We start from the raw sequence: 22,158 nt of genomic DNA, 5'->3' as shown, positions 1-22,158 counted from the left end.
CGCCGTCTCCGCAACCCCGAACAGCTCCGACGTCGCGGGCGCTACCACCGTGCCAGGGAGTTCAGAAATGTAAGCTTGACAATAAACCGCAATTAAAGGGCCGAATGACACTCACACCCTACGAAGCCATCTGTACAGCTTGGGCAAACGAGCCAGACCGCTTCCGGCTCGATCCCATCCACTTGGCCTCGGGACTGAACACCTAGTCTACGCTCGCCGCGAATCACACTTCATCATCCTGCCGTGATGGTGGCTCAGGCTCCCAGCGACGCCTGGTCCGGTAGACGGTCGAGCCGCTCACGCCAAAGCTTCTTGGGATCTTGTCGTCACCGACGGCGGCATCAACAAGCGGTAGAATCTGTGCTCGCCGAAGCTTCCGGAGAGGTGCTTTCCGCCACTCGAAAAAAGTGTTCTGAGTTTGGTCCGCTCGATTTCCCGACCACTTCGTTCGCGGCTGAACGTAGCTGAGCCCTCGTCACGGCTCTCATAGCTTCGGGGTCCTTCGAGACGACCAATTTGCAGGAAGCAGCTCCATTCTGCGTCTTCAGGCGAGAGTCTTGCTATGTGGAAGTCGCAAATCTTAGAAAAGGCTCCCGGCGGGCATGCCGGGAGCCTTCTTGGAGGTTAGACTTTGATGTTACAGAGCTGCTCTTTTGCTCTCCTTCTGCTAGTTGTCGGAGACTTAGAAAGTACGCTGTGCGCGGAACAGCAGCACCAAGCTGTTCTGGTCCTTCAGCTCGTACGTAGCAGCAGGTTTTGCGATACCTGACTGCAGCGGAAGGGTCACCGTGCTTCCGCCAGCGTACTTTTGATCGAGCATCATGTAGGCGAGTTCAGTCGAGAAGGTCAGGTTCTTCACCGGGGTCCAGCCTGTCTTCGTACCGATGACCGCATAGTTGAAGTCGGGATTACAGCCGGCTGCGCCACTCGACAGCGCGATGGTAGCGATCATCGCTCCGCAGATGTATCCCTTAGCCGTGCTATTGTATCTCACAGCAGCCCAAGCGCCGAAGATGGACGTGTTCCAGTGCGGATCCCAGTTATGAGTGTAACCACCATTAAAGCCATAGGTTGTAGTCAACTGCTGGCCGGCACCGGTGACGAACACAGAGTCAGCGACGCCTGCCATGCCCAAACTCTGGTAAGCACCTGCCAGTCCGCCGCCGCCATACATCGCGAACGATCTAGACATATAATCGTTGAAGTTGTAGCTGCTCGCACCATTTGTATAGACGCCCGTTAGGTTGATCGTGTCTCCCGGGCCAGTCGGAAGATTCTTGATCGACAATGCGAGCTGGCCAGCCCAACCCCATTTATCGCCTGGATGGCCGGTCGTTTCATCTGCTCCATAGTATCCAGCATGGTTGTCATGCGCCGCGACCGAAGCTTGGAAAAGGCCCCAAGCCTGGTCAACACGAACCTTCGCAACGAGGTCGGGGGCTCGCGACCCTCCGATGTCGTTGGTGCCGTAAGCTCCAGCCGCCAGACCTGCGGCCGTCGCACCGCTCACATTCCAGATATTAGTCGTGTAAGCCTGTACCTGATCCTGGGCAGAGAAAGACGCCGTAATGCCCTGACCGAAGTCGGCTGTATACGTGACCTGGTTGATGGGATCCCAGCCGGCGCTGCCCGGCAACTCGATGATATTCGCCGGATACTCTGCCCAAGGCGTCCTAAATTGCGATTCCGCTTTGCCGAAGGTGAACCCAGCGAATTGGATGAAAGCGTAGTAGACGCCGAGCTTGCCTCCGGCGATCTGGCCGCCACCGCTTCCAGCGGGATTAGAGGCGTTATAGGCGGTCGAGCCATTCACGCCGGTCGTGCCGGCGCCTCCATATCCGCCGGTTGACCAAGTGAACACACCCTCGAAGAAGGTCCGGACCACACCGTATTCGGTCGCGGTTCGGGTATCGATTTGCAGATCCTGACGTGCCAAGGTCGTATAGTAGTTACTGAGGCGGTTTCGCGCGCCACCCAAACCGCTGTTCGCGAAATCAAAGTCAGAGTTCGTGCCCAACACGGTATCAACGCGCAGATACCCTCCCAGCTTAATGCACGTGTCGCTTCCCGGGATGTAGTAGAATCCGGCGCCATACAGCGAGCAGATCTTTACATATTCGATCGCCTTCGCCTTCATCGGCAGATCGGCTGCCTGCGCCCCCGCGCCTACGAACATTGCCGCAGAACCGAGGATGAGACTCTTTGTTAGTTTCATTTTTAGTTTCATCGAAAACCTCCAGGTTGAATGTCGTTTCCCGTCAGATCCGCCGCGACGAGCCTCACCCCTTGGGCGGGTGTTGACGGAACGACTTCGAGGCGCCCCCTCTCCGTCCATCCCCGTATAATTATCTAAATCAATTGTTTCAATTTATTATTTATCCAGTGCTATCGTTTTCGTTAGTATCGTTGCCATTCGGCAACAGAACCGTATTGGAAATGTGACCAAAGGTTGCGACAAGTACCAAAGACCCCCGGGGGGTCGCCGGAAGGCTCAACTTGGAGGTTTTCACATGACCGCCGGCAGGAAGTCTCTGAGCTGAGATAGGACAAATTAATTATTTAAGTCAATTACCTTTGCACATCTCCATGCCTCACCAATTCGTATCGAGACGCCCACGCGCATTCCCGCTAATGATCAGCTGCGCGCCTATCGGCGGGTGCCGATATCTGACGGGAAGACCAATGGGCGAAAAAGATCAACTGGATAGAGCCGTTAGGGACTTCATCTGGAACATCGTCGAAATCCACTCCCAACTCGAGGAAATACACAAGAGCTGGGCGGCGATGATGGGGCTAAGCGAACCTCAATGGTTGATCCTGATGGCTATCGACGAACTCGACCAAGGTCGTGGGGTGGCCGGGGTAGCGGTCGCAAATAAGCTGCGGATCCACCCTGCCTTCGTGACAAATCAAACGAAAAAACTTGAGGAAATGGGGTTTCTGTCTCGGGTGACATCGCCTGACGATGCAAGATTCCTGCAGATGTCGCTCACCCAAAGGGCACAGGCAGAAATCATGAACCTGTCAAACAAAAGAAAAGCCCTCAACTCGACAATGTTCGCCGGGCTGGACGACGCATCCTTTGACTACCTCAATAAACGACTCGCCTCGATTGCCAAAAATAGCCGATTGGCCTCTCAAAAGTTAAGTATAGGCGTTCTGTAGTGAGCTGGCTCCGCAAATCTGGACAGGGCGATAAGTGGAGTTTCTGCCTGACGGCGGACAAGATTGTCCCGCGAATCAGGAGAGACGATGAGCAGATGAACTCGCCGGCACCACGCACCGGCATTCAAGGCCAAGGTGGCGTTAGCCGCGATCAAGGGCGAGATGACGCTGGCCCAACTGGCTGAGCATTTCGACGTGCATCCGAACCAGATCACGCAGTGGAAGTCCCAGCTTCAGGAAGCGGCGTCCGGTGTGTTCGGTCCTGGCGGTGGCAACAGAACGAGCGAGCCCGCCGTCGACGTGAAAGCACTGCACGCCAAGATCGGGGAGTTGACGCTAGAAAACGATTCCTAAGAAACGGCGGCGCTGGGTGTCGGCTCCACGGGCTGGAGAACAAAGCCGAATACCTTGGCGCGTCGATGCAGATTATCGATCACCCGCGTGCGATAGCGGGTTTCATAGAATGATGCGCCGGGATCGACGTAATCCATTCCGTGACGCACAGCGTTATAAAATAGCACGGCAATTTTGCGTGCCGTGGCGGTCACCGCCTTCCTTGCCGATGCGTGCGGACAGCCTCCGATAGAATGCGCCCAGCGCTGTTTCGGTCCGTCCAACAGTTACGGCGGCAAGGCGCAAAAGCGCTGCGGCCCGGCTCCCGGAACGGCGTGTTCGTGACGAGAGCACTTCCCGCCGGAGATCTTATTGCTCGGCGCCAATCCTAGCCATGAGGTGAAGTGTTTTGCACTTGCCCACGCGGAAAGGTCGTCGCCGCATTCAGCGATCAGCTTCAGCGAGAGGTAGGGACCGAGGCCGTCGATCTGCGTGATGTCCTTTCCAAGCAATGCGAAGAGTGCCGCAGGGACATCGAAGGCCAGTCCGTTCGCTTGATCGGATCTCGGCCGGCTTGGGGACAGCAATGAATCTGATCTGCGACCGCGACAGATGCTGAGCTCCTTCAATACGGCTTCGATCCGGGCGTCGCAGGCAGACACCTTCTCGTGGTAGGCGTCGTAGAGGGCGAGCGCCTGCTCCAGCGCAAACAGGTGCTCGGAGCGGTAGCTGCCGGTGAGCGCCTTCTCGATCGTCTCAGCATTGGCGTGGCACCGGTAATCGCGCAAGTGCGCGAGCACTTTGGGGTCATGCTCGCCGGCGAGGATCGCGCGGATGATCCGCAGACCCGTCGCGCCAGTGATGTCGGCAACGACGTGGTGGAGCTGAAGATTCATCTCCGTCAGCGCCTTCTGCATATGCGTACGTACGCACGCAGCTCGGCGATCTGGCCTTTTGGCCGAAAGCTGGCACGAAGCAGACCGTAGGAATGTAGCCGCTGTAGCCACTGCGCATCGCTGACTTCGGTCTTGCGTCCGGGCACGTGCTTGGCATCGCGCGCATTGACGAGGAATACGGTAAAGCCACGGGCGTCGAGGAGTTCAAAAATTGGAATCCAGTAGACGCTGGTCGATTCCATAACGACCGTCTCGACGCCGCATTCCCTAAACCAATTTACCAGGCGATGTAGATCGGCCGTGAAGGTACCGAAGCTGCGCACGGGCTCAGGCGTGCGATCTGCCCTTACGGCAGCCATGTGCATAGTCGCCCCAACGTCGATGGCCGCCGCGTTCGAGTGGATCATCGGCATCATGCGATCGATTTTGGGTTTCGAGTTTTTCCGGTTCATCTCCAATCCTCCTACTGACGACAGCGGAAGGGCTGGGTTGCGCTATTGGTCAAATTCCTAAACGGGATCGCCGGATGGCGTCACCAGTCTCAAGTGCGCAACAACCCATGGACCATGTTTTTTAACGGGGTGACATGCCACCAAAATCGTGACGGCCGCTCCCTTCCGGCCGAAGTCTAGCAGCCACCCGTTTCTATCCACAGGGGGTGCGTAGCGCCGAGACTAGCTTTTTTAGAAGGCGCGCTCAGCAAAGCCGGCCTGCTGAGCGCAGCGATGATCGATCGTGAGCACGACCTGCCGATCACCAGGCAGGCGGAAGTTTTGAAGATCAGCCGCGGCAGTGTGTATTATCTGCCGCGTCCGGTCGCCCGCCGACCTCGCGATCATGCGACGGCTCGACGGGTTGCACCTGGAGTTTCCTTTCGCCGGTTCGCGAATGTTGCGAGACCTGCTGGCTGCCGAGGGGTGCAAGATCGGCCGCCGGCATGTCAAACCTGCTGCGCGGGATGGAGATCACACGCCCGAACCAGGTCTGGGCGATGGACATCACCTACATCCCGGTGCTCGACTGGTTCAGCCGCCGGGTGCTGTCGTGGCGTGTCTCGATCACGATGGAAGCCGCATTCTGCGTCGAGACGCTGGAGGACGCTCTCGCTCGCCACGGCAGGCCGGACATCTTCAACACCGACCAGGGATCGCAGTTCACGGGTGCCGCGTTCACCGGCGTGCTCACCAGTCATGGCATCGCCATCAGCATGGACGGACGGGGCGCCTGGCGCGACAACGTGTTCGTCGAGCGGCTGTGGCGCAGCGTCAAATATGAGGAGGTCTGTCTGCGCGCCTATGACACCGTGTCAGACGCCCGCGCCTCGATCGGCCGATACCTCGCCTTTTACAATGGCCGGCGTCCCCACTCGAGCCTTGACCGCGGCACCCCGGATCAAGCTTACTTCAACCCGCTGCCGTTCCGCGCGGCAGCCTAACTCTGGCAGAAGCTCCTCTCATCGGCGCGGAGTTGCTGTTCAGACAACCGGGACCACCTCAGTAGCCTAATCTCTCGATGCCGGGGCTTACTCGCGAGTCCCTTCTCGATTGTCGTTACGCCATCGAAGGGACGGAGGGAATTGGCCAGCACCCTGACAATGGGCTGCCCGGACCGTGCTTGAGCTTTCGCTCTAGCCAGCCAAAGACGCAATCATCCGAAGCCACGAAGTTCTCGATTCGCTTTGAGGAAGGCCAGATCGTCCGCAGCATGAGCAATTCGAGATCAACGTGTGCCATCCTGCAGTCAGCTTGCAGCTTGACCGCCTCCGACGCGTTGACCGTCCCACATCCACCGACGAGCACGAGGACTGGGCATCTCAACTGCCTCACCAAGCGCGAGCGACGGACCGACGCTACATCCTCGTCCACGAGATCCGCAGTCCCAGTCATCCAGTGGACAGATGCCAGGGTCCTCGCCCAATTCCAAAGCCCGCCATCGCAGACTGCCGCAGCGACCCGATGATCAGACACGGCGAAGTCAGTGGCAAGAACAGCCGACAATCCGTCTCCATAAACACCAATTCGAATGGGATCGACGTCCGATCGACCTGAGAGATAATCCAAGTAGCAGGACAGAAAGCTTCTGCTTGGCCGCGCCAGTGATTCGAGACGTCGTCGTGAGATACAACGAGAATCGACATGCCTCGGCCTGTCACAACGGGCAATATTCTTCTAAGTAGCGTCGTCCCGAGTTCTTCTGTTCTTCTTCGTTGCTGATGCAAATGACGGAGGGGACACGCAATTCTGGACCGGCGGCGGACACGAAGTAGGCCTGAAGTTCCTGATCACCGCCCGCAATTTGTACGCGCTCGAGTGTTAGTCCCGGAAATCCGAGGCTCTGAATAGCCGCCTCTAGTTTCGTGGAAACCCGGTCACGCTGCTAGTCGTATTCATCAAGTCGCCTGGGTCGGCGCTTCGCAAGGCGAGGCAGGGTGACGACGCTTATTCGCACGAAAAGATCGGTTCTCCAAGCGCCGATCGAATCGGCTCAATGCCGAGTCCTGGCTTATCCGACGGCCACGCGCATCCATCACTGACCTCAGGGGCCCCAGTTGCGGTGTGAAACGACAATCTGGAGTTTGCGAGCGACGCGGCCAGACGCATGTGCTCCGGCGTGGAATGTGCGAGATGACACACGGCTGCGGCACCAATATCCGTACAAGCAGTGTCTTCAATTCTCATCATGATTCCGTTTTGGGCGCAAACGTCGCGTAGGAGGCGAGAGTTTGTCAATCCGCCCAATCTGGAGACCTTAAGGCTTATTGCATCCATTGCACGGTCCCCAATCGCCCGCTGCAAGACCGCCAAGGAGTCCACCGACTCATCCAGTAGAAAGGGGTTATCGAACCGTCGCCGGACGCTCAGACATGCTTCGTAGCTCTGACAGGGCTGCTCGATGAATAGGTCCAGATCCCGAACTGCGCGCACGACCTGAGCCGCTTGGCTCATTGTCCAGCCACCGTTCGCATCTGCGTAAACACTACCGCCGGGTCCCATCGCGTCAATTACTGCTTTGATCCGTTCAATGTCGCCAACCGGATCGCTTCCCACCTTTGCCTGAAAATCGACGAATCCCTGGCTCTTTAGGTCACGAACCCAACCCGCCATATCCTCGGGCGGAGCAATAGGAATGGCTCGATAGAGTCTTATGCGATTGCCGAACTGCCCGCCAAGTAGTGTTGAGACTGGCAACCCGGTATGTTTTCCCAAGATGTCCCAGCAAGCGATGTCCAATGCGCTTTTCGTATAAGGATGCCCGCAAAGCGCAGCGTCCATTTTATAGTTTATTTTTCCAAGCTGGGTTGGATCGGCTCCGATAAGTGCAGGCGCTATTTCACGAATACCAGCGCGCGCCCCCTCCGGGTATGCAGGGAGATAGCTAGCGCCGAGTGGAATAACTTCTCCCCAGCCTTCAATGCCGCTGTTTGTCTGAACGCATACTATAGTGCTGTCGAACTCGTCCGCGGTTCGACCTCCCGACATGGTGTAACTTGGATAAGTTCCTTTAAGGGGGACCAGCACTCGGAAGCCGAGGATTCGGGTGATTTTCATAGACGCCGGCAATGCAATGCTCCCTCTTGTCTCCGTCGCTGAGCTAATACTACTGGCCTCCTCAAGCCGAAGCTCTCTGAATTGTCCCCTCTCCATGCTGAAATTCGGCGTCCAATTGGCGCGCGCCGCCTTTTTCACGCGAGTAACATCGATCTCTGGGGCCACGCAAGCAGAGCATCGGAACGCGATCTGATGTTTGGAGTGATCGAACCGGCACAGCACATCAATGCCCGCAACGGCAGGTTGAGTTGAGTTGGTCGGAACGGCCGCGACTGCAAGCTCCAGCGAAGTCGATCCCTTCGTCGGCCGCGACCGCCACCGTGCAGGGACCGATGTGGCACGACAATTTAGTTTCTCGAGCCGCAGAGCGAACTGAGAATCTCGAGCACCCCTTTGGCTCTATCGATTTACTGCCACGGGAATCGCGACTGGGCAGACGCTGAGCCCCAAGGCTTGTTCGTCTTTAATGTCCCTACGTGGCGGGGCGCGCGAAACAAGCGGCGGCACTCCTAACCGGTCGCGCAACTCTCGCAGGCGAACAATCCGCTCGTGGATGCTTAAATAAGGTGTTCGCGGTTCTCTCCGGCCTTCACCCGCCTAACTGTACCTGCAAATTGCCGAAAAATGCTGCGCAAGCTAGCATGCTTCAGAACCGGTTGCGGTGCGGTAGCCAGAAACCTTGACCGTCTTATGACCGTCGCAGTCCGTCCGCCGATCGTCATCGAAAGAAAGCTTGAGTGTGACAGAACTCCGAGTTCAGAGCAGCAGTCCTGCTGTTTGTAGAACGGAACGCATCTTTCCAGCGTGATGAGGTGTCAATCGGCTTGCAAATTTGGCTCTGACGCAATTTCGATGATTGATTCAGGTTCATGGTGCGCCGATAAGTCGGGCCTGAAGGAGATCGAGTTTGGCGCGCCCGTACATTTGACGTTTGACGAGCTTAAGCTTGGTGATTTGAGCTTCCACCTGACCATTGGACCACGGCTGCGTGATCGCCGCGTGCACCGCGCCCTTGTCGTTGGCGATACCGGTCGCGAACGAGGCGATGAGGCTCCGCTTGGATTCCTCGATCCAAGGTTCGAGCTCAATCTCGGCCTTCTTTCGGATCATCGCGTGGAAGCGGTCAACGAGAGTTCGGGCATCTGCCAGCATAGGAACGCTTTGTTCAATGGCCGCGACCGTGACGGTCTCGGCCTTGGTCAACTGGTCTCGCTTCGTTGTCATTAGCCTCGCTATCGACCTGGCGGCGGGGATCTTCTGCAGTTGTTGATCGCTGGCTTTTTCAGCGTGCCGCCGCCGTGTGGCCCATTCGGTGACCACCCGTAGGGAGCCTTGAAAGCCTTGCCCGTTTAACCGGCGCCAGAGTTCGGCGCCGTTGCGACAACCGCCTGTCCATTGCACCTCCAGGAACGGCAGATAGCCGTCGAGCATGCTCAGACGGGTCCGGAAGACGTCCGTTCCCCCGCCGCGACTGATCTGGCGGACAAAGTTACGGCTGTGCCCTGTCCGGCGGACGATCTCTTTGAGCGGTACTTTGTTGCTGACAAGCGCGGCAATTGCATCCTGGGCGTCCTGACGCCGCAGATAGCCCTGATATCGCAACCTTTCCGCAGAGGTCAGGAGGGATGGATTGATCGTCATAGCGCCGATTGCAGTGCGAATCCCGCGCATGGACCGACGTACGGCGTCGAGGAACGCCGCGCTCGCGTTTTCCATCAGATGCCAACGATCAGCCACCTGGATGGCGTCAGGGATCGCCCTGCTCGCAGCCTCACCGTATCCGCCGCCGCGATCACGCGAGACAATCCTGATCCCCGGATGCTTGGAAAGCCAAGCCTGCACGGTGGCCGTTTCCCGATTAGGCAACAGCGCCACGATCCGCCTTCGCTCCAGATCACATACGATTGTCCCGTAACGGTGATTCCTGCGGAAGGCCCAGTCATCGATACCCACAACGATCAGCGGATCGGATGGCATGACGGTACGTCGTCGCACGACCCGCAGCAGGGTATCATTACTGACGGGCAGCATGAGTCGTTGGGCAAAGCCTGCTGCCGGTCTTCCGCCGAGCGCCAAGCCGAGATGATGGACAATGCGCTCCAGCCGCGCCGTACGACGCGCCCGGATCGCAACAACATCGTCTCCGAACCGCTCAGCAAAGAACTGCCGGCGGCAATCCGCCACCTCGCAAACGAACCGCCGTGTGATCATTCGGATGCGTACCTCCTTGCCGGCGCTGGGCAGATCGGCAACCTGTCGAAGGTAGCGACTGTGAATTCGGCGCGAAACTATCCCGCACAACGGACAATCGGCGGCCACCATCTCCGAACGCACTGTCAAAATTATCGAGTCCGTTGAATCACTTACGCTGTCAAACGCTAACCCAGGAGGCACAAGTGACGAAATTCGAAGGCCAGTTCGCATGGCGTTGATTCCCCATTGGAGAATCCGAGGTCGCCAGCGAAAATCATCGGAAGTGAGTCAGACCCAATATTGCAGGCCGAATGACACGCCGGCGCACCACGCGCTCAAAATAGACGTCAAGCGCCAATCAAATGGGCCTCAGAGCTACGCTTACGCTAAAGGCACTGGCAGGCATGATCCACCGCCGCTACTGAAGCGGCCTCCCTCGCTACCTACGCTTGGCAAACGAGTGTGCCACAACATGGGCCGCCATTCCGGCGAGTGTCCCTGGGGCTCAATCTGCCGCCTGAACCGCTGATCTCGGGCCGCTCAACGACTATTGCGTGATCGCTACCTTGCTCTAGAAGCCTGCGGCCTTGGCGATTCGCGTCTGAGAAAGAGCGATCGGATGGTAGAAAGCATTCCGCTGGTGTGCCAGGACTGGCTAATACCAAGGCCGGGTATCGTTTTTTCTCCAACGACCGAGTCGGTGAGGCGGGCATTCTGGCCGGCCACTTTCAATCGACCGTGAGCGCACGATTGCCACCGACGGGCCTATTCTAGTGCTCCACGATACGACCGAGTTCAGTTATCAAAGAGAGAACTCAGACGCGATCGGGATCACCAAGAGCATAAACAGCGGGCGCGACAAGGCGGCTCGCCTGAGGTCGCACACGGTCTGCGGCATCCTGAGGCACTCGAGCCTGGCGGTGACAACCGAAGGGCAGCCGCTTGGACCGACGGCGGCAAATTCTGGACCCGGAAGAAATTCAAGGGGACTGCCGCGCTTGAGAAGAAGATCAATCCGAGGCGGGTTCCCATCGAGAAGAAGTAGAGCATTCGGTGGCTGGACAATGTCCGTCAATCCACAGAGCTGCTGGGCGAGGACTTGCGTTGGTTTGGCCGGGGATGGAAATCACACGATCGCCGACGAAATGGACGAGGTTGCCGTCAAAGGACTGCATCGCATCAACGTCAGAAACAACAACGGCGATCCCGATGAAGCCGTCCTCGAGATCAGATATTGCAAGCTTCGCGTCCTGCCGCCGATCGGAAAGCAGAAGCGCTATCCCGCGCTGACATTGACGGTGATCCATGCCGAAGAACGCCTGACGCCGAAGAATAGAAAGAAAATCGAGAGGAAGCTAATCACAAATCAGCCTGTTAGCTCCCGCACCGACACCATTGAAGCTCGAATGGTATGCTTTGAGATGGAAGATCGAGGTGTTCCACAAGATCCTCAAATCAGGCTGCAAAGCTGAGGAGTCAAAGCTCAGGGCCGCCCAGCGTCTGACCAATCTGATCTCGCTCTTTTGCATTCTGAGTTGGCGGGTCTTTTGGATGACGATGCTCAACCGTTCGGCTCCAGACGCGCCGCCAACCCTCGCGTTGACCGCGACTGAAATCGGCGTGCTCGATCGCCTCGTGAACGACAGACCAAAAGCAAGACGGAAAACGCTGTCGCACTATCTGATCAAGGTCGCCCGGTTCGGCGGTTATCTCGCCCGCGCCAGCGATCCGCCGCCCGGCAATACCGTCATGTGGCGCCGGCTGTCACGTCTCACCGACATAGCGTAGGTGTCATGGCCGGAGGAGAATTTGTGGGTAATTGAAAGCTACGCCGGAGGAATACGTTATGAGAGGCCGTGCTTCGACCATTGAGCTACAAGCTCCCGTCGCGGGCGATCGCTGAAGGATCGACGTGTGGGCAATCCTAGGGGAAGTTGATGTCGAACAAGAAATTCTTCTCCCGCCCCGGACTCTAACAGCTTCTGTTGGAAGAGCGCAGCGGTAGGTCACAATGCCGTAAACGTGGCTGAACACACTCCGATGTCCTCTGATCACGGCAGGTCCGGCGGCAGCATCATTTTTCGAGGACGACCATATCGGACGGCGCCCAGCAAAGCCGCACGCGCGCGCCGGGTTTGAGCCGCGTTTCGGCACGCTGGGACATCATCTTGGCAGTAATGGTCATGCTGTTCTCCGCCTGGATGGTCACGCGGGTCATGCCGCCAACAAACGAGACGCTGGTGACTTCGCCGCTCAGGACATTGCCGCTCGCCGCGAATGGATCGTCGATCCTGAAGATGCGCATTCTCTCGGGCCGGATCATGACGAGGAGCTCCGCCCCCTCGGTCCATGCGCCGGCCGGAATGGCGATGGATTTGTTTCCGACGATCGCCAACCGCCCGCCGTCACTCGCTTGCCCGCCGATGAGGTTCGATTCGCCGATGAACTCCGCCACGAAGCGGTTGCGTGGTTGAAAATACAATTCGTCCGGCGTCCCGAGCTGAGCGATCTGGCCCGCGCTCATCAGGCAGATGCGGTCGGACATGTTGAGCGCTTCTTCCTGATCGTGGGTGACGTAGATGAAGGTCGTGCCCAGCTCCTTGTGGAGACGTTTAATCTCGCCCTGCATCTGCTCGCGCAGATTCTTGTCCAGCGCGCCAAGCGGCTCATCCATCATAATGATGGTAGGCGAATAGACGATGCAGCGCGCGATGCCAACGCGCTGCTGCTGGCCGCCGGATAATTGGCGCGGCTTGCGATCCTCAAAGCCGCTCAGGCCGACACGTTCGAGCGCCTCCTTCACTTTGGCGCGGATCGTCTTTGCCTGTTCGCGGCGCGCACGCAGTGGATAGGCCACGTTGTCGAACACAGTCATGTGCGGCATCAGCGCGTAGTTCTGGAACACCATGCCGATCCCCCGCTCGCGCGGCGGCGTGCGGGTGATATCGCGCCCGTCCAGCAAGATGGCGCCCGTTGTCGGTCCGGTCGCCCCCGCAATCAGATTCAGCAAGGTCGTCTTGCCGGAGCCGGACGGACCAAGCAGGGTCAGGAATTCACCCCTCTCCACGCTGAGATTGGTGGGATGCAGAGCCGTCACCGGACCGTATGTTTTGGATATGCCTTTCAACGCGATCGCGTGCGCGATCTGGCCGCCGAGAACGGTGTTGTCGTGCATCCGGATCACTCCTTCGTCGGAACGTTTCGGGCGGCGCGCGAACGTCCGATCATGTCGCTGAATGTCTTCAATGGGTTCCTTTCCATTCGACGCATCTTGCGGAACTGAATCCCCCGTTGTGGGATGATATGCATCGGATTACCGAGTCATACAGGTTAGGTATCGACCGGTGCTCCTTTTCTCAATACGATCGCGGCGATGGTGACCAGCAGGGAAATCGCCGTCAACAAGGCCGACACCGCGGCGATCACTGGCGAGACCTCAAATATGAGATCGGTATACATCTTCACGGGCAGGGTGATCGTGTCCGGACCGGCCAAGAACCAAGAAATGATCACTTCGTCGAAGGACAGGAGAAAGGCGAAAAGTGCAGCGCTGACCAGCGTTGGAATGAGCTGCGGTATGACCACCGTCACGAACATGCGTAGGGGTCCGGCCCCCATCAGTTCCGCGCCGAATTCGAGATTGCGGTCCAGCTTGTTGACGCCCGCCAGCACCATGACGATGACATAGGGTAGACTGACCATGAGATGACCCAGTACTATGGAGAGCGTCGTCGCATCGATCCTCAAATAGGAAAAGTAGAAATACAGGCCAAGCGCCGCCACGATGGTAGGGACGACGAGCGGGCTCATGATGAGTCCAGTCAGAAGCCCCTTGCCGGCGAATTCATGGCGCGCGATCCAGTAGCCCGCCGGAGCACCGGCGAACATCGCCACCGCCATGACCGCCCCCGCGACCTTGAGGCTCTCGAACAGTGGATTCAGCCAGCCGGGAGAACGGAAGAACATCCTGAACAGGTCGAAAGAGTAATTCGCTGGCGGGAAGGTTAATGAATTCGCCGGGCCGAATGCCATGGGGATGGTGACCAGGAACGGAGCCAAGAGAAACAGATAAACGGTCACTGCCAGCGCGGTGCCCACAACGCGGTGACGACGCGCCTGCGGGTCATGAATGATATCGGACATGGGCGCCTCCTAGATTTTGCGACGGCGCCAAAGTGCCAAGGGCGCTGCGAAAAAGAACGCCATGCCGAGCAGAAGCACACCAATCGCTGAGGCCATGGGCCAGTTCAGGACCTCCCGGTTATAGAAATCGACCAGGTTCGACAGCATGGCATCCCGCGGCCCGCCCAGCAGCGCCGGGATGACGAAAGCGCCGAGCGACAGCACAAAGGCGCTCAATAGGCCGGCGAATACGCCCGGCAGGCTCATGGGAATGGTGACCGTCCAGAAGATACGAGCTGGTCTTGCACCCATGATGGCGGCCGCGCGGTAAATCGCGCGGTCGATCGCGAGGAGGCTGGCGAGAATTGGCAGGACGACCAGCGGAACGAGATAGCTGGTCATGCCGACAAGGACGCCGAAAAGATTGAGCACGAGCGGCAGCTCGATCTTCGTTTGGAATATCCAGCTCAGGAGCGAATTTATGAGCCCGTCGCGCCCCAGGATGATCATGAAGGCAAAGGTCTTGACCAGAACGTTAGTCCAGAACGGTAGCAGCACCAGGATCATCAAGAAACCTCTACGCCGCGCCGGCTGACGGGCAAGATGCAACGCGACGACAAATCCCAGAAACAAGCTCAGCAAGGAAGACAAACCGGCAATATAGAGCGTCGTGCTCAGCGTTTGCCTGAACAATGTGCTGGTTAGAACCGCACTGAAAGAGACCGGCGACAGCGCGAGGCCATGGACGCTAGTATAGAAGACGAACAAAAGCGGCGGCAACACGATCCCGGCTGCTATCAATGTGGCCGGCGACATGAAGATGGCCTGCGCGCGCAAGCTGCTTGTTGGGGTCATGGGATAGCCGGGCGGTTCGAAGGGAGATGGAGTTAAGCGTGATCGCTCCGTGGGGGAGAGGCCCAACGGACCTGTCCCCCACGGCGAAAGCGCAATCAGGTCTTTATCCATTCCTTGAAACGCAAGCCTACCGACTCCAAATTGTCCGCCCAGTACTCGTTGCTTACGATGACGTTATTGGGATTATTGAAGTCCGGCTGCCATTTGCGCGCCTCGGGCGACAACATCGTGGCAGCTTTCTTTGATACCGGCACGAGGCCGACCAGATCATAAAACCGCGCCTGGACCTCCGGCTTCAGCATATAGGCGATAAGTCTCATCGCATTTTTCTTCCGCGGCGCGCCCTTGACGATTGCGACGGCATCGACGCCAATCAGGTTCTGCTCAAAGGAAAAAGCCAGAGGCACCCCACCACCCATCTCGGTCGTTCCTTTGACGCGATTAGAGTAATTTATGGCGAAATCGACCTCGCCGGTCTGTACGTAGGAAATTGATTGCGGAAGCCCCGCTGGCCATACGGTATTCGACTTGATCCGGTCGAGCGATTTGAACGCGCGATCCAAATCCAAAGGATAAATGTCCTTTGGCGCAACGCCATCGGCGAGCAGCGCTATTTCCAGAGTCAGGTTGGGGTTAGGACGCATCGCACGACGCCCTGGGAATTTCGCCAGGTTGAAGAATTCGGCAAAGGAGGCCGGATGCTTTCCCGGGCCATATTTTTTCGGATCCCACACTACCCCTCCGGGAAAGACTTCATTCGCAACGTAGTCGCCCGCCGGCTGAATCGTCAGGTCCTTGAGATCAAACATGGACAGATCCAGCTTCTCCCAAAAACCCTGCTTGGATCCGGAAGCGGTCGATGGACCATCGCTGGTCCAAATGTCTATTTGGACATTGCCCGTGAGTTGCATGGCCTTAATTTTGTCGAGTCCCGGGGAAGGCAAGTACTCGACCTTGATTCCAGTTTCCTGGGTGAATGGATTGGATATCGTCTTGATATGGGCTTCTTGATAAGAGCCACCATAACTTACGATCGTGACCGAATCGGAGTTGGCTTCGGCGCGCGAGGCTCGGAGCACAATCGGCGCCGCAATGATACCGGCTACGCCGGCAAGAAAAGAACGGCGCGAAGCCGTGGAAATACTATTCTTCATGGACTGGTCCTCCCATTTTTTGCCGAAATGGCCCCTACCGTCCGCCCGCGGCTCCCACATTTTTATTTGGTGATCCCGCTCGGCCGAAATCCGGTTTAATAGTTGACGTTACCAGACGCCTGAAGGCGAAATTCGCTAAATCAACAGCTACTGCCATTGGGATTCTGCGCCTGATGGGAGAAATGCGAAGCTTTGATGCGACTTTTGGGTATTGCTGATGCCAACCTACAGCCGGCCGCGCATCCGCTTCAAATCGTGAAGCACGCAGGCGGTGTGCTCGTAGCTGCGCACGTGGCGCCGCTTACATGAACTGGCGGATTAAGGCGGCCGGCGTTTTGCCTTGCGAAATTCCTGCGATCCAGGGCTGAACTTGCGGTATTCCGGCATCCAAACTCGTCCACATGTCGCCATGTAGATCCATATGTCGCCATGTAGAGGAGACCGGCACTATGTCGTTTAAGAGCTATATCAGGGGTGCGCGGTCTCTCGAAATGTGATCGACGGTTTCCTGAAGGGACCGGCATGGGCGAAATTCGATCCTGAGTTGGGCTACTTACAGGCCAATTTCGTCCGCCAAGATGGCATTGATGGCGCCGCCTCTGTTTACACATTCAGACCCCATGGGGCGCGCACATCGTTCCTGTACGCCAACAGAAAGCCGCGCATCAACGGTTATGGAGATAGTTTCACAGAAGGGGAACAGGTCAGTGGGAGACGTGGCAGGAATATCTGGCAGCGCATATCGGCGAACCGATCGGCAACTATGGCATAGAATCATATGGCGTCTATCAAGCATACCGGAGATTGATCCGGCAGGAGCAGACGGAACACGGAGCTGAACATCTCATCTTCTATGTATGGGGAGATGACCCAACGAGTAGCCTCATGCGCATGCAACATTGCGCCTTCTACGCGTGGTTTAGGGCCAGGGGCGGTCTTGCCGAGAATTTCCACGGAAATCCCTGGGCTCATATTGAAATGGATCTGAATACTGGGCTTTTCGTCGAAAAAGGAAATCCCCTGACAACGCGGGAATCGCTTTACAAAATGACAGATCCGGACTGGATGGAGTCGCAGCTAAAGGACGATCTTGCGCTCCAATTGATGACCTATTCAGAAGGACTCATCGATGATCTTGATCGCAAGTCGATCGACAAGCTTGCCAACATACTCAACTTTCCATTCGATTGGAGCGCCGATCCTAGTGGAGGCATGTTAGCGAACCCTATCGCTATAACTCGAAGGGTCGCTCCGCGCACAGCTATGCAGGCACAGGCCGCAGCTCTGCTGAACCGTTTTTCTCAACGTGCGAACATCTTCACGTTGGAGAAGCTTCGCTCCTTCGCCAAGCGCTACGGGAAGAAGATTCTTTTCGTGCTTTTCGACCCTTACGGCGCCATGCAGGAAATGCATAAGAACGCCCCACGTCGAGACCAAGAGACTGTCGATTATTTGAAATTAACTGAGCAACAATATATTGATATCAATCAGGCCCATCTGCAGGATTTTGCAAAATATCGCCTAAACTGGGAAAACTATCAGAAAGAGTATCTGATTGGACATTACAATCCGCATGGAAATCATTTCTTCGCTTTTGCGATCAAGGATAAGGTAGTCCAATGGCTGGATCCCAAGCCGATAACCTACAGTAGGCCTGACGCCAGTAGGGTTGATTTTAAAGGCTATTTGCAAGGTTATTGAAGGACGGGCCGCACTGTAGGCGGCGGAGCAATAGTAGGCCACGGAGCGGCGGCACTTTGCGGCTGCGTGGCGGCGTAAAACCCGGCCACTTTTGAGGTTGACCCTTTTCTGATTTGAGTCGGAAGGGCGGTCGGGGATGTTCGCGGTGGAGACTTATGCGGCGGTACGCCGGTTTATTTTTGTCGAAGGGAGAAGCTGGCGAGAAGCGGCGAAGGTTTTCGGGCTGAGCCGGGATACGATTTCCACCTTATCGACGGTGGCCTTGATGCCTTCATGGGCGTCGGACACGACCAGCTTGACGCCGCGCAGTCCGCGACGGGCGAGCTTGCGCAGGAAGGCCGTCCAGAACGTCTCAGCCTCCGAGGGGCCGATATCCATACCGAGAACTTCGCGCCGGCCATCGCTGTTGACGCCGACCGCGATGATCACTGCGACTGAGACGATGCGCCCCTGCTGGCGCACCTTCACGTAGGTGGCGTCGATCCACAGATACGGCCAGTCGCCCTCGATCGGGCGGCCGAGAAAGGCCTTCACCTTGTCGTCGATCTCGCCGCACAGCCGGCTCACCTGGATGCCGGTCATGCCCATAGCCTGCACCAGATCGTCGACCGAGCGGGTCGAGACGCCCTGCACATAGGCTTCCTGAACCACGGCGGTGAGCGCCTTCTCGGCCAGGCGGCGCGGCTCCAGGAAGCCCGGGAAGTAGGAGCACTTGCGCAGCTTGGGGATGCGCAGTTCGACCGCGCCGGCCCGGGTCTCCCAGATCCGGTCGAAGGTCACCGTTGCGCTGGGCCAGACGCTCGGGGGTCTTCTCGCCGTACGCCGCCCGGTCTGGCTTTCAACCTCCAGCTCCATCAAGCGCTGGGCCGCAAAGCCGATCATCTCGCGCAACAGATCGGCATCAGGGGTCTTCTCCACGAGCGAGCGTAGGTTCATCATGTCGTGGGTCATCGGTGGTTCCTCGAATCAGGTTGGTGTCGCAACCCAAACCTTACCGACGAATCATCGATGACCACCGCAAAGCCGCCCGCCCGCTACGGCGCTATGTGAGGCGCGCGTACGGGCGGCTTTGCTCTACCGAGCTACACCATCACCGGGGACACGACCCAGTAACGCGTTCGCTTGCTCGCTGCGCCAGGATTTGAGCCGACGTTGAAGCGTTCGAAGAAGCTTGTCCGGATAGGCTCCAGGATATTCCACCTGCAACCGGGAGAGCAGTTCGCTACCAGTCCGCCAGGGCTCGGCTTCAAACCATTTTCGCAAATCTGGCGTTGCCCGGATGATCGGCTCGGGACGACGCCGGCCTCTTTTCGCTTTTCATGATTGGCCGATCCGTCGGGCGCATAGCTCCGTCCTTCCAGGCGGTTCGGAGGCTCCCTAGAACTCGGCCGGCACAACCAGCCATGCGCCGCAGCGTGTTGCACAACCGGCGCGCGCGACCAAATGGTAAGAAGGCAATTCGGCGGGCTTGGGCGCGAATTCGGCCTGATGGACCACCTGCAAAGCGAACTACGCATCAAGGGCTATGCGATCCGCTCGGGCGCGGCGCTGCTAGCGTGGCTACAATCGCCGTGGCAAGACTGGCGCGGATTTGCCGCGAGCCGGAACGGCCTTGGCGAAGATCAACACATATGTCGGACGGGGGGCGCTATCGCCGCCGGCGATACACGGTTTTCGAGGTAACCAAGGGCAGCATTAATCGGCAACCGCACTACCAGGCCAAGGTCTATAACCGCCTCAATGGTGGTCTCGAGCGCTGGTTTGAGCCGGTCTTACCTGAGATTGGCCAACATCCGATCGTTCGAACGCTTATTGGGGCCTGGCGACGACATTTGAGAGGCAGTTATGTTGGCCCCCGGCACCGTGCCAGCGTGGCATGTCGAACTGCATCAATTCCGCATTGAAGCGGCGGCGGGCGAGTATGGCCTGCCGGCACCCGAAGGTATTCATCGCGATGGCGTGGACGGGGCTTTTGTCATGCTGATCTGCCGCAGCAATGTCGTCAGCGGCACCACCCAAATCTTTGACCCACAAGGCGCGCCTTTGGGAAGCTTCACGCTGACCGATCCCGGCGACGCCGTCTTTCTGGATGATGCGCGCGTCTTCCATGGCGTGACCCCAGTCACCCCCTTGGAAGACAAAACGGCCGTCATCCGGGACGTTCTGGCAATAACGTTTACGCGGAAGACCCACGCCCATGAGCCTTAAAGACTTCTCCGCCGAAGAGCATCGGAAAGTGATGGATGCGCAAGCCAAATATGGGAACGCATGGCGCTATCTTGCTTTGAAATGAAGAACCATCCCGATGGCGACCAGTCAAGCGTCGCGATCCCCTACGCCGAGCCTAAGCGATACATTGCAGATGTTGCAGTTTTGAAAGCATCAAGGCCAGATATTTCTGCTCTGGTCTTGACAGGCAAAGCATACGGGACTGCATGTCTCTGACCCGAACGCGGGATGCTCGGAGATGCACGCCTTTTGACAAAGCCAAGATCGCGAAAAAGCGAATCATGGCTGAAGGAGGGCCGCCGCGGATATGACTAGGACTGTCGCCGATCTTACATGCGCTTCCCCTGCTGCATACCGGGGGACCTCGGAGCCCTCACAGATGTAGCGGCAGTTGCACTTCACGGCGTTCGCATAAGGAGAGGTTTACGGCGTCGGTCCATTCCATATACTTCACGCCGGTTAGGAAATCAGTGTGCGTCACCTGTTCGCAACCGCGCACAGCGTTGACGAACTCTTCCTCTACGCGCCAGGCGCCGCGCTTGGCCGGGTCGATGGCTAGCGGTCCTATCGCGCCCCCCATTTTCGCCACCTGAAGGTAAGGTTCGCCTTCGTGCGGAATGCAGTAGGCCAGTGTGCCCTTCTCGCCGTGGAACCAAGCCTCGCTTCTGCTCGTCGTGTGGCCAATAGTCGATGACACGATGAGACGATACTGGCCGCCCTGCTGCAAGTATCCTGTAACATCGATGTGATCCGGGATCGTCATCGGCACGCGGTTGCCGGCTGCATCCTTCCGATGCCTCACCACCACCTGGCCCACCGCGAACGCGCTTGCCGCAGGGCCGACCCAGCGCATTATCTGCTCATACCAGCCTCCGAGCGCCATGATGTTATTGCCGCAAAGGTCGCGGCTATGCAGCCAGTGCAGCGGTGTATCCGCGATCGGATTGCCGCTGCTGGAGACGCGGAGGTCGACGGCGATGAGATTGCCAATAGCGTCACTCGCAATGGTGTCGGCGATGGTTCGGTCCACGGGAAGCGCGTACGGTGCGGGCACAATCTGCGCAACAAGCTGCGGATTGCGCCGCGAGGCGGCGAGCATTGCATGCGCCTCGCGAGCGTTCATCGCCATCCGCGCCTCGCACAAGACATGCTTTCCAGCCTCGAGTGCCGCGATCGTCATTTGCGCGTGCATGTAAGGCCACGTGCCGATGCACACCGCGTCGATCGAAGGATCGGCGACGATCTCGGTCCAGTTGGCGTAGACCTTCGGAATATTCAGCTCTTTGGCGGCCTTTTTGCTCGAGTCCTCGCGGCGATTGGCGAGGCCGACGAGTTCAACGCCGTTCTGCGCGCGCAGACCCGGAATATGCTTGAGCCGCATGTTGGCGCCAGCGCCGATGATGCCGACGCGCAAGGGCTCTGTAGTCATGGATGTTTCTCCCTTTAAGTTCAACGCGCTCGACCAGCGAGCTCGGAATAGTAGAAAGGTCAACGGCACCGGCGATGCTCGACGGTACAACGGGTTGACCATCGAGTAGCACCAATGTCCTAGAGAACGCCCAATTGGCGTAAGTTCACCAAGTCCAATCCTGTTGGCCCGCAAGAACCAGCAGCGCATCGGCGAAGTACTGAGTGTCTTGCACTATGTCGATCGGCGTAGTGCAGCGGGCAACCGTGCGCTTCTGCTGGCGCCGACCCAGGCGGGTCCCACCCCTGATGCAGCAGTTGACCGATCAGGCCGACAATTTCGCGCGCTATCTTGTCGGGCAAGGGCAAAGGGCGCATCACGGCCCCCGGTCGCGTGGCCGGCGAAACGCGCCTGGGCATGCAGTCGTTTGGTGAGGCCTATGGACGCGGCGAAGCCGCGACGGATGAAGATCATCCCGTCACCGTGGTGAGCCAGCCCAACCCGGCCCGTATGAAAGTCCGTCAGGCAACGGATCGCGATCAGTGACGGCCCTC

General features: G+C 58.0%; 16 protein-coding genes and 5 pseudogenes. 9 read left to right on the top strand and 12 right to left on the bottom strand.

Annotation, left to right across the window (positions count from 1 at the left end; all coding sequences use genetic code 11):
- Window positions 1-223: 223 nt before the first annotated feature.
- Together JJC00_RS07945 and JJC00_RS07940 are read right to left on the bottom strand one after the other, a co-directional pair.
- Entirely contained in the window at window positions 224-358 is a 135-nt protein-coding gene (locus JJC00_RS07945) for a hypothetical protein (protein ID WP_200474030.1), read from the bottom strand.
- Window positions 359-682: 324 nt separating this feature from the next.
- Window positions 683-2,215, bottom strand: a complete 1,533-nt coding sequence (locus JJC00_RS07940) for a porin (RefSeq protein WP_200474029.1) — start codon at window positions 2,213-2,215, stop codon at window positions 683-685.
- A gap of 467 nt (window positions 2,216-2,682) precedes the next feature.
- Between JJC00_RS07940 and JJC00_RS07935 the strand changes: the two genes are divergently transcribed.
- Both JJC00_RS07935 and JJC00_RS07930 read left to right on the top strand, forming a co-directional pair.
- Window positions 2,683-3,165 (top strand): MarR family winged helix-turn-helix transcriptional regulator, encoded by a 483-nt coding sequence (locus tag JJC00_RS07935; RefSeq protein WP_200472094.1) that lies wholly within the window; start codon window positions 2,683-2,685, stop codon window positions 3,163-3,165.
- A 135-nt stretch (window positions 3,166-3,300) separates the two neighbouring features.
- Window positions 3,301-3,513: pseudogene (locus JJC00_RS07930) on the top strand (transposase); the annotation flags it as partial.
- Window positions 3,514-3,515: 2 nt separating this feature from the next.
- Here JJC00_RS07930 and JJC00_RS07925 read toward each other — a convergent pair.
- Window positions 3,516-4,846, bottom strand: a pseudogene (locus tag JJC00_RS07925) (IS110 family transposase).
- Window positions 4,847-5,049: 203 nt separating this feature from the next.
- On the opposite strand from JJC00_RS07925, the pseudogene JJC00_RS07920 reads away from it, so the two are divergent.
- Window positions 5,050-5,829, top strand: a pseudogene (locus JJC00_RS07920) (IS3 family transposase); the annotation flags it as partial.
- A gap of 1,003 nt (window positions 5,830-6,832) precedes the next feature.
- On the opposite strand, the gene JJC00_RS07915 reads toward JJC00_RS07920, so the two are convergent.
- Window positions 6,833-8,080 (bottom strand): mandelate racemase/muconate lactonizing enzyme family protein, encoded by a 1,248-nt coding sequence (locus tag JJC00_RS07915; RefSeq protein WP_200472093.1) that lies wholly within the window; start codon window positions 8,078-8,080, stop codon window positions 6,833-6,835.
- A gap of 729 nt (window positions 8,081-8,809) precedes the next feature.
- Window positions 8,810-10,366, bottom strand: coding sequence for an ISL3 family transposase (locus tag JJC00_RS07910; RefSeq protein ID WP_200472092.1), 1,557 nt, complete (start codon window positions 10,364-10,366; stop codon window positions 8,810-8,812).
- 833 nt (window positions 10,367-11,199) lie between these two features.
- On the opposite strand from JJC00_RS07910, the gene JJC00_RS37895 reads away from it, so the two are divergent.
- Together JJC00_RS37895 and JJC00_RS37890 are read left to right on the top strand one after the other, a co-directional pair.
- Entirely contained in the window at window positions 11,200-11,607 is a 408-nt protein-coding gene (locus tag JJC00_RS37895) for a hypothetical protein (protein WP_246774130.1), read from the top strand.
- Window positions 11,608-11,686: 79 nt separating this feature from the next.
- Entirely contained in the window at window positions 11,687-11,923 is a 237-nt protein-coding gene (locus JJC00_RS37890; protein ID WP_246774129.1) for a hypothetical protein, read from the top strand.
- Between the two features lie 286 nt (window positions 11,924-12,209).
- Here the strand turns inward: JJC00_RS37890 and JJC00_RS07900 are convergent, their stop codons facing one another.
- The 4 genes from JJC00_RS07900 to JJC00_RS07885 all read right to left on the bottom strand — a co-directional run bounded on the left by JJC00_RS07900 (window position 12,210) and on the right by JJC00_RS07885 (window position 16,266).
- Window positions 12,210-13,310 carry an ABC transporter ATP-binding protein gene (locus JJC00_RS07900; protein WP_246774128.1) on the bottom strand — a complete coding sequence of 367 codons (1,101 nt, stop codon included), beginning with the start codon at window positions 13,308-13,310 and terminating at the stop codon, window positions 12,210-12,212.
- Window positions 13,311-13,465: 155 nt separating this feature from the next.
- Entirely contained in the window at window positions 13,466-14,278 is an 813-nt protein-coding gene (locus JJC00_RS07895) for an ABC transporter permease (protein WP_200472091.1), read from the bottom strand.
- A 9-nt stretch (window positions 14,279-14,287) separates the two neighbouring features.
- Window positions 14,288-15,223: an ABC transporter permease gene (locus JJC00_RS07890; RefSeq protein ID WP_200472090.1), complete on the bottom strand. Its 936-nt coding sequence runs from the start codon at window positions 15,221-15,223 to the stop codon at window positions 14,288-14,290.
- Complete coding sequence (locus tag JJC00_RS07885) at window positions 15,208-16,266, bottom strand: ABC transporter substrate-binding protein (RefSeq protein WP_200472089.1); 1,059 nt, start codon at window positions 16,264-16,266, stop codon at window positions 15,208-15,210. The genes JJC00_RS07890 and JJC00_RS07885 overlap by 16 nt, the downstream gene beginning before the upstream one ends.
- Window positions 16,267-17,151: 885 nt before the next feature.
- On the opposite strand from JJC00_RS07885, the gene JJC00_RS07880 reads away from it, so the two are divergent.
- On the top strand, window positions 17,152-17,967 hold the full coding sequence (locus JJC00_RS07880; RefSeq protein ID WP_200472088.1) for a hypothetical protein: 816 nt from the start codon (window positions 17,152-17,154) through the stop codon (window positions 17,965-17,967).
- Between the two features lie 243 nt (window positions 17,968-18,210).
- Here JJC00_RS07880 and JJC00_RS07875 read toward each other — a convergent pair.
- Together JJC00_RS07875 and JJC00_RS07870 are read right to left on the bottom strand one after the other, a co-directional pair.
- Window positions 18,211-18,918: pseudogene (locus JJC00_RS07875) on the bottom strand (IS256 family transposase); the annotation flags it as partial.
- A gap of 123 nt (window positions 18,919-19,041) precedes the next feature.
- Window positions 19,042-19,354, bottom strand: a pseudogene (locus JJC00_RS07870) (ISNCY family transposase); the annotation flags it as partial.
- Here JJC00_RS07870 and JJC00_RS38910 point away from each other — a divergent pair.
- Together JJC00_RS38910 and JJC00_RS38565 are read left to right on the top strand one after the other, a co-directional pair.
- Complete coding sequence (locus JJC00_RS38910) at window positions 19,287-19,871, top strand: 2OG-Fe dioxygenase family protein (RefSeq protein WP_433996497.1); 585 nt, start codon at window positions 19,287-19,289, stop codon at window positions 19,869-19,871. The pseudogene JJC00_RS07870 and the gene JJC00_RS38910 sit on opposite strands and share 68 nt — an antisense overlap.
- Window positions 19,813-20,175 carry a 2OG-Fe dioxygenase family protein gene (locus JJC00_RS38565; protein ID WP_200472086.1) on the top strand — a complete coding sequence of 121 codons (363 nt, stop codon included), beginning with the start codon at window positions 19,813-19,815 and terminating at the stop codon, window positions 20,173-20,175. The genes JJC00_RS38910 and JJC00_RS38565 overlap by 59 nt, the downstream gene beginning before the upstream one ends.
- Window positions 20,176-20,569: 394 nt before the next feature.
- Here the strand turns inward: JJC00_RS38565 and JJC00_RS07855 are convergent, their stop codons facing one another.
- The gene (locus tag JJC00_RS07855) at window positions 20,570-21,625 is read right to left on the bottom strand and encodes a Gfo/Idh/MocA family protein (protein ID WP_200472085.1); all 1,056 of its coding nucleotides are present in this window, start codon (window positions 21,623-21,625) and stop codon (window positions 20,570-20,572) included.
- Between the two features lie 330 nt (window positions 21,626-21,955).
- Here JJC00_RS07855 and JJC00_RS07850 point away from each other — a divergent pair, with 330 nt between their 5' ends.
- On the top strand, window positions 21,956-22,150 hold the full coding sequence (locus tag JJC00_RS07850; protein ID WP_200472084.1) for a hypothetical protein: 195 nt from the start codon (window positions 21,956-21,958) through the stop codon (window positions 22,148-22,150).
- Window positions 22,151-22,158 lie beyond the last annotated feature (8 nt).

This window comes from Bradyrhizobium diazoefficiens, assembly GCF_016616885.1.
In the GTDB taxonomy this organism is placed as follows: Bacteria; Pseudomonadota; Alphaproteobacteria; order Rhizobiales; family Xanthobacteraceae; genus Bradyrhizobium; species Bradyrhizobium diazoefficiens_F.
The sequence above is the reverse complement of the archived record's forward strand: the minus strand, read 5'-3'. Positions and strand labels throughout refer to the sequence as shown.